We start from the raw sequence: 13,894 nt of genomic DNA on the forward strand, positions 1-13,894 counted from the left end.
GGTGTTAAGTTGATGGTCAATCTTAAGAACATCATGTTCGCACCGGAAGCAACGATTCTCTAGCGGATTGACGAATAAATGAATTTCTAGCATTAAATGCTCCCCCTCGTTTAACACTAACTTGACAACATTTCTAAACAAATTTATTTTTGCAAAAAAAGCTAAATTTGTAAAGAATTATGATTTATGAATCAGTTTTATGCTGTTTAGGGAGTGATTGTGCTAGAATTAAATGCGAACTTTAATGGGAGGGTTTTATATGGTTGAAGATTGGCAACACTTTCTACTACCTTACCAACAAGCGGTTAATGAATTAAAAGTTAAATTAAGAGGAATCCGTAAACAATATCAAGACGAAACGCAGCATTCACCGATCGAATTTGTTACTGGACGAGTAAAACCAGTTGATAGCATTAAGGAAAAGATGATCAGACGTCATGTTCAGGAAGATCGACTTGAACAGGATATGCAGGATATTGCTGGATTACGAATTATGTGCCAGTTCGTTGAAGATATTTATCAAGTAGTTGATCTGCTTCGTCAACGGAGCGATATGACCATCCTCGAAGAACGTGACTACATTAGTAATGCTAAACCGAGCGGGTACCGTTCTTACCATATTGTCATCGAGTATCCGGTCCAGTTGATTTCCGGTGAGAAAAAGATCCTTGCCGAAATCCAGGTTCGGACATTAGCAATGAACTTTTGGGCAACAATTGAACACTCACTAAATTATAAATACCAAGGTGAATTTCCAGAAGAATTATCCGCGCGGTTACAACGAGCTGCAGAAGCCGCATTTAAACTTGATAATGAAATGTCAGAAATTCGCGAGGAAATTCAAGAAGCACAAACGATGTTCTCAAATCGAACACCAGGCGATCAGAACATCCCAGACAGATAAGGAGATTATATGCGAGTCGCAATTTATAACAATGAAACAGCAGAGTCACAACGAATTAGTAAGTTACTTAAAGCAGAAATGAGCAAGGCTGGGTTAGTGCTTGATCAAAATGCGCCCAATGTTGTTATCACAATTGGTGGAGACGGAACCTTACTGTCAGCATTTCATCACTATGAAGCGTTACTAGATAAGATCCGGTTCGTTGGGATTCACACGGGACACCTTGGCTTCTATACTGACTGGCGAAATTACGAGATGGATGATCTAGTTGAAAGCTTGGTTAATGATAGTGGACAGTCTGTTTCATATCCATTGCTTGATATGCACGCTATTTACTCTGATGGATCAATTGATCACTACACAGCATTGAATGAATCAACGGTCCGAAATATTACGAAGACAATGGTTTGTGATGTTTTTATTAACAATGAACTATTTGAAACGTTCCGGGGTGACGGGCTCTGTATTTCTACACCAACGGGCTCGACTGCTTATAACAAGTCGGTTGGTGGTGCAATTATGGATCCCCAAATTGTTGGCTTTCAGTTAGCGGAAATGGCATCTTTGAATAACCGGGTATTTAGAACATTGGGATCGCCGATTATTTTTGGTTCTGAGTCAAAGCTAATGCTCCGCTTAAAAGACCTCAACGGGCATGTGATGACCTGTGATCGGGATCAGGTTCGTTTAAAACCATCAGTTGGGGAGCGGAAATTAGTAGAAATTACTTATCAGGTTGCCAAAAAGCGGATTAACTTCGCCCAATACCGTCATAATAATTTCTGGCACCGGGTTAAGGATTCGTTTATTGGTGGCGCAAAATAATGAAATTTGAATGGCAATATACGGGAAGTCAACCGCGAAAGCTTCGTGCTGCCTTAAAGCATGAAGGAGTTAGTGCAAGTTTAATCAAGGTTGCAGTTTATCATGGGGGAAAGATGCAGATTAATGGTGAGGATCGGTGGACCGTTGATCTTGTTAATCCTGGTGATTATTTCTCGCTGATCTTACCTTCTGAAAAGCCAAATGATAATGTTATTCCTATCAATCTTCCTATCCAAATTATTTATGAGGATCGAGACTTCTTAATTCTTAATAAACCAGCGGGAGTTGCAACCGTCCCGGCACATCACGTTACGGTTGCTGACAGTCTAGTTAACCGGGTTCGTAATTATTATGAACGCCAAGGTTATGAGAACTTAGTAATTCACGTTGCTACACGGTTGGATAAGGATACAAGTGGCCTGGTGGTTTTCCCAAAGCATCGGTTTGCTCATGCAGTTATGGATCAACAACTAAAAAAGCACCAAGTAAAGAAAAATTATTATGCAGTTGTTGGTGGACAAATCAAGGCTCCTCATGGTTATATTGATGCGCCAATTGATCGGGATCCCGAAAAATTCGTTTCGCGAACGGTTATTTCTACCGGGAAACCATCAGTTACGGAATATTGGCTAGAAAAGTCATCAGTTCAAATGTCACTATTACGCATTCGTCTCCATACCGGGAGAACCCACCAGATTCGGGTTCACTTTCAGTATTTAGGTCATCCATTGATTGGTGATGAAATGTATGGTGGTAAACAAATAATTTCTCGCCAAGCGCTTCATTGTTACTGGATGAAATTCTATAGTCCCTTTAAGCAACAATGGATAGAAGTTCATGCTCCTGTCCCGGAAGATATGTTGAATTTAATTAATTCAATTTAAACGGGTATCTGTCAACTGGTATTGATGGATATCGATGCCACCTACAGAAATGTGGGTGGTATTTTTTATGCAAATAAACAATCAATTCTTAAAAAGAAAAATTCTTGATTGGCAAAGCCATAACAGACACGCTTAAGAGTCTTAATTTTTTGATTGATTCCTTCCAGGGGACCATTGGAATATTCATACTTAGTACTATTAATGACGGCTCGGCGGTTCTTTCTCAGGGTGGCAATTGTAGTGTCCATTGCGGTTTTGTTAGGTTGGTAATGTTCTAAAACATCTTGCAAGAGCTCCTGATCACGATCATGTAATGCCTTGGTAATTGTTTGATAGGTTTGGTAAACAGCCTTAAAGTCGTCGAATTTATTGGTGATTAGATCAACGGCATTTTGTTTAGTCATGTATTCGTTAATCCCCCGTAGATAGACGGGTTTCTCTGGGTGTAGTTCAGTTTGTTTAAGGTGGAAGAGTCGCCATTGGGATTTCATAATCTTATATTCACGACTATGAGCATCTAAGAACTTAAGGATATTAATCCGACAGTTATCTAAGGCCCGACCAGTAAGTTGAATAATGTGAAAACGATCAATGATAATTTGGGCATTAGGAAAAAGACGGTAGATGAAGCTTTGGTATTGAGCGTTGAGGTCAATCACGACCGTTTCTACCTGTTCTCGTTCAGCTTTACTGTAGCGATTCTCAAAGTAGTCAATGATAGATGGCGAAAGACGATCCTTAAGCTTAACGACCAGTTGATGTGATTCACTATCACAACAGATAAACGACATCACCGATTTAACGGAGCGGAATTCGTCAAAGCAAAGGTGCTTTGGGAGGACTGCCATCCGATAGTGACGCTTCATGCGTTCTTTGATAGTTCGATGAACACTACTTGGTGAACAATGACAGATACGAGCGACCAACTGGCCATTTAAACCTTCTTTAGAGAACGCCATAATTTGATTTTTTAGCTTACGAGAGAGCGTTTGGTTCGGCTTCGTTAAATCAGTAGTGGCACCAAAAGTTGTCTGGCAATTGGAGCAGTAATAGCGCTGCTTAGCAAGGATCATTTCATACCGGGTGCCATTAAGGCTGTCTAAGCGCAAGTGAGTTTTGCGCCGACCATTTTTAACTACTGACTTAAAGCCACAGTTCTTACAGCGTTCAACGGGATAAGACAGAGAGGCATAAATCAGCTTCACTTTCTCGTTATTTTGAATCGTGGTATCGACCTTTTGAATTTTGATATTCTGGTCTTCAATTTCGAGGAGATTTAAGATAGAATTATTTTGGGACATCTGCATAACCTTCTTTACATGATTTTTGTGGTGAATTGATTGTACAACATAAGGGCAGCAGCTGTCCTTTTTGTATACAAAAAAACTGGCATTGATGTTGTATCAATACCAGAAAGTGTATACCCATTTAAACTAGAAATGACCATTACAGTTTATAAGAATTACAAACTGTAATGGCCATTTTATTTACCTAATAGATTGATTAGAAGCGTTGAACACAAACAGGTTCAGGACAAGCAACGTCCTTTTGTAATAAGGTAAGCTTTCCAGTTTCTGGATCGCGCTTGTAAAGAGTCAAGTTATCACTATTTTGGTTAGAAGCTAACAAGAATGATTCATCAGAACTAAGGTTGAAGTCACGAGGGAAATCACCTTCAGTTGAGATTGATTGAATATGCTTAACCGTAAAATCAGGTTGTACTTCGAAAACTGCAATGGTATTTTCACCACGGTTTGAAGTATAGATAAACTTGCCATCCTTGGAAAGACGAATTGCGGCGGCTCCGTTGTGGGCAGTCCAATCATCAGGAATGGTTTTAATGGTTTGAACATGGCTGAAGGTTCCATCAGCAGCATTATACTTAAGTACTTCAAGCTTGCTGCTTAATTCACCGAGAAGGTAAGCATACTTACCATTAGGGTGGAATGCAATGTGACGTGAGCCAAAGCCATCCTCTGACTTATAACGGGAAACTGCAGTCAATTTTCCATCAGCAGAAACATCATAAACAACAACCAGGTCCATTCCTAAATCACAAACAACTAGACGTTGATCAGGAGTTAAATCTGCAAAGTGAACGTGAGGACTATCCTGTTCAGGTTGTGGACCAGTAGCCCCTTGGTGAAGGACTGAGTCAGTTTGAGTTAATGTTCCGTCATCGTTAATCTTAAAGACATCAACCTTTGCAGTGTGGTAATTGGCACTGTAAAGTAAGTGTCGCTTTTCATCAAGACCAACATATGCAGGAGGGGCTCCAGCAGCCAAAACCTTACTTAACATCTTAGCATTGTCATCCTTAAGGGAGTATGATGCAACACCGCCTTGATCATCAATTTGCTTAACAGCATAAACCCGCTTGTCTGAACCAACTTGTAGGTAAGCTGGCTTTTGGGAAGGAATTGCTAATTCAACCTTGGTAATTTCTTCTTTTTGGGGATCTAAGGTTACCTTGTAGACACCCTTACTATCTTTCTTGGTATATGTACCGATTAAAAATTGTTCAGTCAATTAAACTGCCTCCTTTGAAAATGCTTACCTCTATGATAGCAATTCGTTAAGCTTAATACTAGCTATGGTACACTGTAAATAGTAAAAAATTAGGAGAAATCAAATGAAAAAAATCGAACGTGCTGAAAAATTAGTTCAGAGTCACCTGAAGACGTTTCGTTGCCCAATTTGTCATCAGGGGTATATTAGTTTAATTGGAAATACACTTGTGTGCGAAAAGGGACATACAATTGATTTTAATCGTCATGGTTATCTCCACTTTTTGAATACTCAGGGGACAACGGAATATGATCGGGCGATGTTCTTATCACGAAGAAGACTGCTTGAAGCAGGACTATTTAAGCCAATTATTAAAAAGGTTAATTCGCTGCTTCCGACAACCTCACAGACCATTTTAGATGTCGGAACAGGCGAAGGAACACCATTAGCCCAGCTAGCTGCTCTTCGTCACGACCAAGATTTCTACGTTGGTTTTGATATTTCAAAAGCTGGGATTACCTTGGCAACTCAGCTTGGAATTAATGCTTTCTTTTGTGTGGCGGATCTACGGCAGTTACCCTTTGCTGATCAATCTTTCGATACAGTTTTGGAACTTTTTTCGCCCTCAGATTACCGTGAATTTAACCGAGTCCTAAAAGCTGGCGGTTTATTAATGAAAGTAATTCCTAACGCCGATTATCTCCTGGAATTGCGCCATTTATTATATGGGGACCGGGATCAGCATTACCATTATGACAATAGTAAAGTTTTAAAACTATTTAAACAGCATTATCCAGATGCAGAGCAGGTTCCAATCCGTTATCAATTTAACCTTCCTCATGAATTAGTTACTGATATGATTAAGATGACGCCAATGAGTTGGGGAAAGAATGTCCGCCAGCCTACTAAGGATGAGTTAGCAAATCTTACTTCAATTACTGTTGATGTTAGTTTATTGGTAGCAAAAAAAGTAATTAAGGGTATTGCCAATTCGATTTAAAGGTGGTAAATTATCTTATGAGAAATCGTTTGGCAATTGACATCGAACAGATTCGTTGGTAATTGCCAAGGAGTACTTCATTAAAGCAGCGTTTCGCCTTGCCAACACCGAGACCCTGCTTTTTTTATTTGCCTAAGGAGAATCATAATGACAAACCATATTGTACTATTTGAACCATTGTTTCCTGCTAATACTGGGAATATTGCCCGGACATGCGCGGGAACGAATACGGAATTACATTTAATTAAGCCGCTTGGATTTTCAACGGATGATAAGCACATGAAACGGGCAGGATTAGATTATTGGGATAAGGTTAAGATTACCTACCATGATGATCTACGGGAATTTGTTTCGACTGTTCCTGATATTAGTAAGCTCTACCTTGTGTCAAAGTTTGCAAGCCGTGATTATACTGATGTGGACTATACAGCTGATGGAGATCATTACTTCTTATTTGGTAAGGAGACAACTGGTCTACCTGAAGAATTCATGCGACGGTACCCAGAAAATGCTATTCGAATTCCGCAAAATGACAATAATATTCGGGCATTAAACCTCTCGAATAGTGCAGCAATTGTTATTTATGAAGCACTTCGTCAGCAAAGTTTTCCAAACCTGGCTCGTGTGCATAAGTACCATTTTGATAAGTTAAAGTAAGCGGGGAATATCTATTATGGCAAGGAAAAAACGATCGGGAACCGGTCGTCGTCGATCAGCAAGTAAAAAGGGACAAGCAAAGATCGTAGCTAATTTGGTGGGGCTAATCCTTGCGTTTTTAATGCTGATTGGGTTATTTAATTTGGGAGTTATTGGTCAGCTCCTGGTCGGGATCTTTAGTATTTTGGTGGGTAAATCTTATCCAGTAGTGATGGCTCTTGCTCTTATTTCTGGAATAGCGCTCACCTTTTTTGGTCATCAGCCAAAGTATAATCAGCGATGGATCTGGGGATTTACTGTTGCCTATGCTGGAGCTTTGATCTGGCTCCACTATTTAATGTTTAATCACTTAAACCTTCATGCTAATTTTCTTGCTGTTACCTGGAATAATTTGAGCAAGGTTTTCTTTCAAACCAGTAACTCAACGAATATTGGTGGTGGAATGATTGGAGCCTTGCTTTATAGTGGCAGTAATTATTTAATTGGTCAGCAGGGGACAGCAATTTTAGCGTGGTTAATGATTATTGCTGGAATTGTGATCTTCTTTGCGATTCCTTGGGATCAGGCTTTAACTAGTTTTGGTCAGCAGTTAAAGAAAGCTCCGGCAGCTGTTCAACAGTTTAAACAACGACTTCCTAAGCACCCTCATGTAAGACAAACATTGTCAAAAAAGAAGGTCAGTTTAGCTGAAAAGTCAAATACTAAACCAGAAGCTAATGAAGCGGTCGCTGTCAGTTCGCCTCAGCAAATGAGTTCTCCTAAGGTTGAGCCACGAATTACCGTTGCTAATACGAGTAATGAAGAATCACCAGTTAAATCAACAGCACCTGAACAACATGATTCTGCGAATGATGATGATTTACAACTAACAACGACGACTGAAAAAGAAGATGCTGATTATCAATTACCACCGCTTGACTTGTTAACTAAGATCCCTCAGGCGGATCAGGGGGATGATCTGCACGCAATTAAAAAGAATACTCAAAAGCTCCAGGATACCTTAAAATCGTTTGGAGTCGAGGCAACGGTTGAAAATGTTAACCTCGGTCCATCGGTAACAAAATATGAGTTACGTCCGGCGGTTGGTGTTAAAGTTAGCCGAATTACTCATTTAGCTGATGATTTGGCATTAGCCCTTGCTGCAAAGGACATTCGAATTGAAGCACCAATTCCGGGGAAGTCACTAATTGGGATTGAAGTCCCTAACCAACAAGTTGCAACTGTTGGTTTCCGTGACATGATTGAATCAATGCCCCACGACGATCATCCAATGAATGTTCCCCTGGGCAGAACCGTTACGGGTGATGTAATGATGGCGGATTTAACAAAGATGCCGCACCTGTTAATTGCTGGTGCTACTGGTAGCGGGAAGTCAGTGGCGATTAATGACATCATTACAAGCATTTTATTAAAAGCCAAGCCGCACCAGGTGAAATTTTTGATGATTGATCCTAAAAAGGTCGAATTGAGTGTTTATAATGGCATTCCCCACTTGCTTAGTCCGGTGGTTTCTGAACCAAAGAAGGCTGCCCGGGCATTAGGCAAAGTTGTTGCTGAGATGGAGCGCCGATACGAACTGTTCGCCAAGTTTGGTGTTCGTAATTTGAAGGGCTATAATCAGTTAGTTCGTGATAATAATGGTCAAGAAGGGGCAACGGAACAACCAGCACTGCCGTTAATTCTGGTAATTGTTGACGAATTAGCCGACCTGATGATGACGGTTTCCCATGACGTTGAAGATGCAATTGTTCGAATCGCGCAAATGGGACGGGCTGCTGGTATTCATATGATTCTTGCTACTCAGCGGCCTTCAGTTGATGTTATTACCGGGTTAATTAAAGCAAACGTACCATCGCGGATTGCTTTTGCGGTCTCTAGTGGAATTGATTCACGGACAATAATTGATACTAACGGGGCAGAAAAGTTACTCGGCAGGGGTGATATGCTTTTTGAACCGATTGATCAAAATAAACCTGTTCGTGTACAGGGAGCATTTATTTCTGATCAGGATGTTGAAGCGGTGGTAAACTTTATTAAAAAAGAACGACCTGCAGAATATGATCAGAAGATGGTTGTTACCGATAATGAAATTGCCCAAGAAGAAAAGGCCGAAGATGAAGACGAGCTTTTTCCTGAAGCACTGAAATTTGTGGTGGACCAGCAAAAAGCTTCAACTTCGCTAATTCAACGAAGATTCCGAATAGGTTATAATCGGGCCGCCCGGATCATTGATGACATGGAACAACGCGGCTACATCGGTCCAGCTAATGGCTCTAAGCCGCGGGAGGTTTTTAAACAAAAGGACCAGTCTGAGGATGAGTAGGTGTAACCTTAATTTAAATAATAAAGGAGTTCAGTGACCAAATCTCTGAACTCCTTATTTGTTATTCACTTAATTTAATTACATTACGCCTAATGAAGCGATGGCACCAAAAATTAGGGAACCAAGCATTGCAATTAACATAAGCCAGATAGCAACCATCGTAATCTTTTGAAAACGTGTTTTCTTTTTACGTTGCATCCTTTTACCGCCCTTCATAGATGAATTTATAATAGTAATAGTCTACATCATTTTATAAGGTGATTTCAAACATCTTAGTATGCTGTGATAAACTATTACTAGAAATTAATCGGGAGTAGTCAGAACCAGTTATGGATTATCGAATCGCATTTCTACAATTAATATTACTTGTTGTTATTTGGTTTGTTGAAAATTTAATTGGCAAAGTCTTTCATTTTGCTCGTCGGCACCGTCATGTTCATAGTCCAGTTGCTTGGACAATTATTTTATGGTTGCTAAGTATTTATAACATCGCTAGCCTTTACTGGATTGCGTATCCGGTTGCAATTTGGATGATTGTTGCAATTATTTTAATCATTGTTCAAACGGTTCACTATGGAGAGTTTATTTACCGTCGTTATTGGCCAGTATTTTGGCGATTATCGGTCATCTTGGCAGTAATTATCTTCGTAGGCTCGCTGTTCTGTCAGAATCTGCCATTAATATAACATTAATAATATTAAGCATTGGTTAGTGAAGAGCTATTTCGTAAACGAAAATGACTTTTCACTAATTTTTTTATTATTAACGATTATTTTTGAAATGATATGGTGGAAAGTGGGGGATTGTGGTAGACTTTACCTATAAAGTGGTTGTGGGGAGGTAAAGGCCAATGTTTATGGGCGAATATACACATTCGATCGACAGCAAGGGCCGACTGATCATCCCTGCAAAATTTCGTGAACTATTAGGCACTCACTTTATTGTCACTCGTGGCTTAGATGGGTGCCTATTTGGTTACCCGCTTAACGAATGGGAACAGCTTCAAGAAAAGCTAAAGGCGTTACCGTTAACCAAACGTGATGCCCGGGCTTTTGTTCGTTTCCTATACTCAGCCGCAACGGATTGCGAGTTTGATAAGCAAGGTCGGATTAATTTACCAGATACTCTTTGTCAACATGCTAAACTGCAAAAAAAGTGTGTTGTGGTAGGGGTCGCTAATCGGCTTGAAATTTGGAGTACAGAGAAGTGGGAGCAGTTTACTGAATCTACTGAAGATGATTTTGACCAGATTGCTGAAGATCTAAATATCGACTTTTAATGGGGGATTTTTGATGACAGAGTTCAAACATGTAACAGTATTATTAAATGAAGCTGTTGCTGGTCTAAATATCCGCCCAGATGGAACCTATGTCGATGCCACTTTAGGCGGTGGGGGTCATAGTTCAGCAATCCTTAACCAGTTAACAACTGGGCGCCTGTATTCATTCGATCAGGATCAGACAGCAATCAGATATAACCAACAGCACTTGAAAAAATTCATTGATGATGGTCGTTCAATCTTAATTGAAGATAATTTTCGCAATTTGGGGACGGCACTGGCGAAAAACGGTGTTAAGAGTGTTGATGGGATTGTATATGATCTGGGAGTATCATCACCACAATTTGATGATGCACAACGGGGCTTTAGCTATAAGCTGGATGCACCGTTAGATATGCGGATGAACCAACAGCAGGCGCTTTCCGCAATGAACGTTGTTAATGAATGGCCATATGAAAAGCTGGTCAAGATTCTTTATCGTTATGGCGAAGAACGATTTGCTAAACAAATTGCACGCAAGATTGAACGGCGCCGAGAGAGCAAGCCGATCAAAACAACTTTTGAACTTGTTGATGTGATAAAAGAGGCTATTCCGGCAGCTGCTCGGCGGCATGGCGGTCATCCAGCAAAAAAGACTTTTCAGGCAATTAGAATTGCGGTTAACGATGAATTGGGAGCATTAGAAGATTCATTGGAACAAGCACTAGAATTGCTTAACGTTGGCGGTCGAATAAGCGTGATAACTTTTCAATCATTAGAAGACCGGTTAGTGAAAACAATGTTCCATGAAAAGGTCTCATTAGCTGATGAATTGCCGCCAGGATTACCGGTAATTCCACCAGAAATGCAACCCAAATTTAAATTAATTAATAAGAAGCCAATCCTTCCTAGTCAAGAAGAATTAGCAAATAATCACCGTGCTCATAGTGCTAAGTTACGGATAATTGAAAGAATAAAAAAGTAAAAATACAAAAGGAAAGTGATTGAGATGGTTTCAAATACTGCAAAAAGGATTTCGCGTGATCAGCCGAGGACAACCGATCCTGGTGCCCAAGCTCGTCAGCAATTGGGGCCCGCCGTTAAGACGGTTACCTGGTCAAACTTTGAACGCGGGCTAGTCGCTGTTTGTAGTATTGTAACCTTATGTTTAACAATTTCACTTTTATCAACTAAAAACACAATCAATACTCGTCAGCATCAATTACAAGACTTACAAACAAAGATATATCAAGCAAAAAATGATAATGCTAGTCATCGGCAAGCAATTGCTGAAATGACGAGTCAATCTCAATTGCGGTCAGCTGCTAAAAAGTATGGATTAGTGGATCATAATTCAAACGTAAGGAACGTTAATAAATAATGAATAAGATGACTCAACGAACGAAAAATAACGGAAATAATGGCAACAGAGAAACTTTTGGCAAGTGGCTCTTCATAATAGTAGTTGCAATGTTTACGTTATTTATCGTTCGTTTTGCATATATTGCAATTACAAAGGATGTTCAACACGTTAACCTGCGTTCTCAAGCTGAACAAATATATACCCAAAGGAGAACCATTCTTGCTAAGCGGGGGAATATCTATGATCAGCATGGCTCAGTTTTAGCGACAGATACTAGTAGATACACTCTTTATGCTGTCTTAGATAAGAGTCAGCGGTCTGCAGATGGTAAACCGCTATACGTGAAGAATAAAAAACGGACAGCAAGGATCCTTGCTAAGTACATTAAAATGCCTGAATCAGAAATTCTTAAGACGCTATCTAAAAAAGGGCAGTCTTACCAGGTTGAATTTGGGAGTGCCGGTGCAAACTTATCAGTTGCCAAGATGCAGCAGATTAAAGCAGAAAAGCTTCCGGGGATCGGCTTTATTGCAACGCCAGCCCGGTCATACCCAGAAGGAGAATTTGCATCACAGATAATTGGGATGGCAACGCCCAAAATAACCAATAAGCAAACGGGACAAATGACACTAGTTGGTCAGGTTGGCCTTGAAAGTTATTTTAATAAAAAATTAACCGGAAGGAATGGCCTTCGTCAGGATAAAAAGGATGTTTACGGATATAGCTTAGCTAATAGTAACCGGGTGGTAAAAAAAGCGATCAATGGGGATAATATTTATACAACCCTTGATGCCAAGGTCCAGCATATCATGGAAAATAAAATGACCCGGGTATTTAAGGAATCAAAGGCAGAGTCAATGACTGCGGTGGTTATGGATGCCAAAACAGGTAAAATCATTGCTGCATCTCAGCGACCAACACTTCGCTCAAAAAAGAATCCTGTTTGGCGGAACATGCTTGTTCAGGATGTGTACGAACCGGGTTCCACGATGAAGACATTTGCACTAAGCGCAGCAATTGATTCTGGGCACTTTGACCCGAACGCAACCTTTAATTCTGGAACCTGGCAAATTGGCGGGGGTAAGGTTACCGACTGGCAAACATCTGGATGGGGAGTAATCTCATATAAGGATGCTTTTGACTTATCAAGTAATGTTGGTTTCGCTCATGTCGAACAGAATATGGGGGCTAAAACCTGGAAAAAGTATTTAACCCGTTTTGGGATGTTTAACAAGGTGAATGTTGAAGGAATGAATAATGAAGTTAGTGGCTATAGCGCCTTTAAGGGAATCCTTCAACAAGCCAACACTGCATTTGGTCAAGGGATTACTGTCAATGTCATGCAAATGATGCAGGGCTTTAGTGCAATTGCCAATAATGGTAAGATGATGAAGCCATACATTATTGATAAGGTAACCGATAACCAAGGAAAAACAATTCAAAAAGTAACTCCGAAGAAGGTTGGCCAGCCAATTAAGGCTTCAACCTCTAAAAAAGTCGTTAAAATGATGGAGGGAGTTATTTATGATCAAAAGGGCCTTGGCCATGATTATCAAATTGATGGTTATAAAATTGCGGGAAAAACAGCGACTGCGCAAATTGGTGGTGCTGGAGGATATGGTAATAGCGATAGTAGTTACCTTTACTCATTTGTTGGGATTGCACCTGTCAATAATCCACGCTATGTAATGTATGTCACGCTACGAAAGCCTCATAACCTAAGTAAACCAGCAACAAAGATGATTGCGGAAGTCTTTAACCCAACGATGAAGTTTATTCTTAGTCGACAAAAGAGTACCAAACAAAAGAATTCCGGAATTGTTAAAGTTCCTAATATGGTTAACCAGTCATCACAGGTTGCAAGCGATCGGCTTAATAAAAAGCACCTTGTTCCGGTTGTCATTGGATCAGGACAAAGTGTTAAGCGTCAATCAATTGCCAGTGGTCAATCTTCCCTAATTAATCAACGAATCATTTTAGATACCGGGGGAGAATATAAGATGCCGGACATTAGTAACTGGAGTTCCGATGACGTTCAAAAACTTACCCAGATGATGGGAATTAAGTTGAAGGAAAAAGGTTCTGGCTACGTTACAAAGCAGAGTATCAAGGCTAACGATAGTGTAAATAAGTCATCAACACTGACTGTCGAGTATTCTTCTCGGCATTAAT

The 13,894-nt window shown here is 40.1% G+C and carries 14 protein-coding genes; 11 read left to right on the forward strand and 3 right to left on the reverse strand.

The annotated features are described in order from the left end of the window. Positions 1-259: 259 nt before the first annotated feature. Genes yjbM through HMPREF0549_RS03270 form a run of 3 tightly spaced genes read left to right on the forward strand, consistent with a single transcriptional unit; the run spans position 260 to position 2,613 of the window. A complete protein-coding gene (gene yjbM / locus HMPREF0549_RS03260) occupies positions 260-904 on the forward strand; it encodes a GTP diphosphokinase (protein WP_040531036.1) in 645 nt (214 codons plus the stop codon). A gap of 9 nt (positions 905-913) precedes the next feature. Beyond that, complete coding sequence (locus tag HMPREF0549_RS03265) at positions 914-1,729, forward strand: NAD kinase (protein WP_003716820.1); 816 nt, start codon at positions 914-916, stop codon at positions 1,727-1,729. After that, positions 1,729-2,613 carry an RluA family pseudouridine synthase gene (locus HMPREF0549_RS03270; RefSeq protein ID WP_003716821.1) on the forward strand — a complete coding sequence of 295 codons (885 nt, stop codon included), beginning with the start codon at positions 1,729-1,731 and terminating at the stop codon, positions 2,611-2,613. The genes HMPREF0549_RS03265 and HMPREF0549_RS03270 overlap by 1 nt, the downstream gene beginning before the upstream one ends. Positions 2,614-2,678: 65 nt before the next feature. On the opposite strand, the gene HMPREF0549_RS03275 is transcribed toward HMPREF0549_RS03270, so the two are convergent. Together HMPREF0549_RS03275 and HMPREF0549_RS03280 are read right to left on the reverse strand one after the other, a co-directional pair. Next, a complete protein-coding gene (locus tag HMPREF0549_RS03275) occupies positions 2,679-3,914 on the reverse strand; it encodes an ISL3 family transposase (protein ID WP_040531040.1) in 1,236 nt (411 codons plus the stop codon). 202 nt (positions 3,915-4,116) lie between these two features. Further along, positions 4,117-5,142: a lactonase family protein gene (locus HMPREF0549_RS03280; RefSeq protein WP_003716823.1), complete on the reverse strand. Its 1,026-nt coding sequence runs from the start codon at positions 5,140-5,142 to the stop codon at positions 4,117-4,119. Positions 5,143-5,245: 103 nt separating this feature from the next. Here HMPREF0549_RS03280 and HMPREF0549_RS03285 point away from each other — a divergent pair, with 103 nt between their 5' ends. From HMPREF0549_RS03285 to HMPREF0549_RS03295, 3 genes are all read left to right on the forward strand, one after another. Continuing rightward, the gene (locus HMPREF0549_RS03285) at positions 5,246-6,121 is read left to right on the forward strand and encodes a methyltransferase domain-containing protein (RefSeq protein WP_003716824.1); all 876 of its coding nucleotides are present in this window, start codon (positions 5,246-5,248) and stop codon (positions 6,119-6,121) included. A gap of 147 nt (positions 6,122-6,268) precedes the next feature. After that, positions 6,269-6,778: a tRNA (uridine(34)/cytosine(34)/5-carboxymethylaminomethyluridine(34)-2'-O)-methyltransferase TrmL gene (trmL, locus tag HMPREF0549_RS03290; RefSeq protein WP_003716825.1), complete on the forward strand. Its 510-nt coding sequence runs from the start codon at positions 6,269-6,271 to the stop codon at positions 6,776-6,778. Positions 6,779-6,794: 16 nt separating this feature from the next. Further along, complete coding sequence (locus HMPREF0549_RS03295) at positions 6,795-9,101, forward strand: DNA translocase FtsK (RefSeq protein WP_003716826.1); 2,307 nt, start codon at positions 6,795-6,797, stop codon at positions 9,099-9,101. Positions 9,102-9,179: 78 nt separating this feature from the next. Here the strand turns inward: HMPREF0549_RS03295 and HMPREF0549_RS09480 are convergent, their stop codons facing one another. Then, entirely contained in the window at positions 9,180-9,299 is a 120-nt protein-coding gene (locus tag HMPREF0549_RS09480; protein WP_081446177.1) for a DUF4044 domain-containing protein, read from the reverse strand. 131 nt (positions 9,300-9,430) lie between these two features. Between HMPREF0549_RS09480 and HMPREF0549_RS03300 the strand changes: the two genes are divergently transcribed. From HMPREF0549_RS03300 to HMPREF0549_RS03320, 5 genes are all read left to right on the forward strand, one after another. Continuing rightward, entirely contained in the window at positions 9,431-9,787 is a 357-nt protein-coding gene (locus HMPREF0549_RS03300; protein WP_003716828.1) for a DUF3397 family protein, read from the forward strand. A gap of 164 nt (positions 9,788-9,951) precedes the next feature. Further along, a complete protein-coding gene (gene mraZ, locus HMPREF0549_RS03305) occupies positions 9,952-10,380 on the forward strand; it encodes a division/cell wall cluster transcriptional repressor MraZ (RefSeq protein ID WP_003716829.1) in 429 nt (142 codons plus the stop codon). Positions 10,381-10,393: 13 nt separating this feature from the next. After that, complete coding sequence (rsmH, locus tag HMPREF0549_RS03310; protein ID WP_003716830.1) at positions 10,394-11,344, forward strand: 16S rRNA (cytosine(1402)-N(4))-methyltransferase RsmH; 951 nt, start codon at positions 10,394-10,396, stop codon at positions 11,342-11,344. Between the two features lie 24 nt (positions 11,345-11,368). Beyond that, entirely contained in the window at positions 11,369-11,740 is a 372-nt protein-coding gene (gene ftsL2 / locus HMPREF0549_RS03315; protein ID WP_003716831.1) for a cell division protein FtsL, read from the forward strand. Then, entirely contained in the window at positions 11,740-13,893 is a 2,154-nt protein-coding gene (locus HMPREF0549_RS03320; protein ID WP_003716832.1) for a penicillin-binding protein, read from the forward strand. Before ftsL2 ends, HMPREF0549_RS03320 begins: the two co-directional genes overlap by 1 nt. Position 13,894 lies beyond the last annotated feature (1 nt).

The sequence above is a fragment of the Limosilactobacillus vaginalis DSM 5837 = ATCC 49540 genome (assembly GCF_000159435.1).
Lineage (GTDB): Bacteria > Bacillota > Bacilli > Lactobacillales > Lactobacillaceae > Limosilactobacillus > Limosilactobacillus vaginalis.

What these genes read in the sequence shown, in the direction of transcription:
- ftsL2 (WP_003716831.1), top strand. Translation starts at nt 11,369, where the DNA reads ATGGTTTCAAATACTGCAAAAAGGATTTCGCGTGATCAGCCGAGGACA.
- mraZ (WP_003716829.1), top strand. Translation starts at nt 9,952, where the DNA reads ATGTTTATGGGCGAATATACACATTCGATCGACAGCAAGGGCCGACTG.
- rsmH (WP_003716830.1), top strand. Translation starts at nt 10,394, where the DNA reads ATGACAGAGTTCAAACATGTAACAGTATTATTAAATGAAGCTGTTGCT.
- trmL (WP_003716825.1), top strand. Translation starts at nt 6,269, where the DNA reads ATGACAAACCATATTGTACTATTTGAACCATTGTTTCCTGCTAATACT.
- HMPREF0549_RS03285 (WP_003716824.1), top strand. Translation starts at nt 5,246, where the DNA reads ATGAAAAAAATCGAACGTGCTGAAAAATTAGTTCAGAGTCACCTGAAG.
- HMPREF0549_RS03320 (WP_003716832.1), top strand. Translation starts at nt 11,740, where the DNA reads ATGAATAAGATGACTCAACGAACGAAAAATAACGGAAATAATGGCAAC.
- HMPREF0549_RS03300 (WP_003716828.1), top strand. Translation starts at nt 9,431, where the DNA reads ATGGATTATCGAATCGCATTTCTACAATTAATATTACTTGTTGTTATT.
- HMPREF0549_RS03265 (WP_003716820.1), top strand. Translation starts at nt 914, where the DNA reads ATGCGAGTCGCAATTTATAACAATGAAACAGCAGAGTCACAACGAATT.
- HMPREF0549_RS03275 (WP_040531040.1), bottom strand. Translation starts at nt 3,914, where the DNA reads ATGTCCCAAAATAATTCTATCTTAAATCTCCTCGAAATTGAAGACCAG.
- HMPREF0549_RS03295 (WP_003716826.1), top strand. Translation starts at nt 6,795, where the DNA reads ATGGCAAGGAAAAAACGATCGGGAACCGGTCGTCGTCGATCAGCAAGT.
- HMPREF0549_RS03270 (WP_003716821.1), top strand. Translation starts at nt 1,729, where the DNA reads ATGAAATTTGAATGGCAATATACGGGAAGTCAACCGCGAAAGCTTCGT.
- HMPREF0549_RS09480 (WP_081446177.1), bottom strand. Translation starts at nt 9,299, where the DNA reads ATGCAACGTAAAAAGAAAACACGTTTTCAAAAGATTACGATGGTTGCT.
- yjbM (WP_040531036.1), top strand. Translation starts at nt 260, where the DNA reads ATGGTTGAAGATTGGCAACACTTTCTACTACCTTACCAACAAGCGGTT.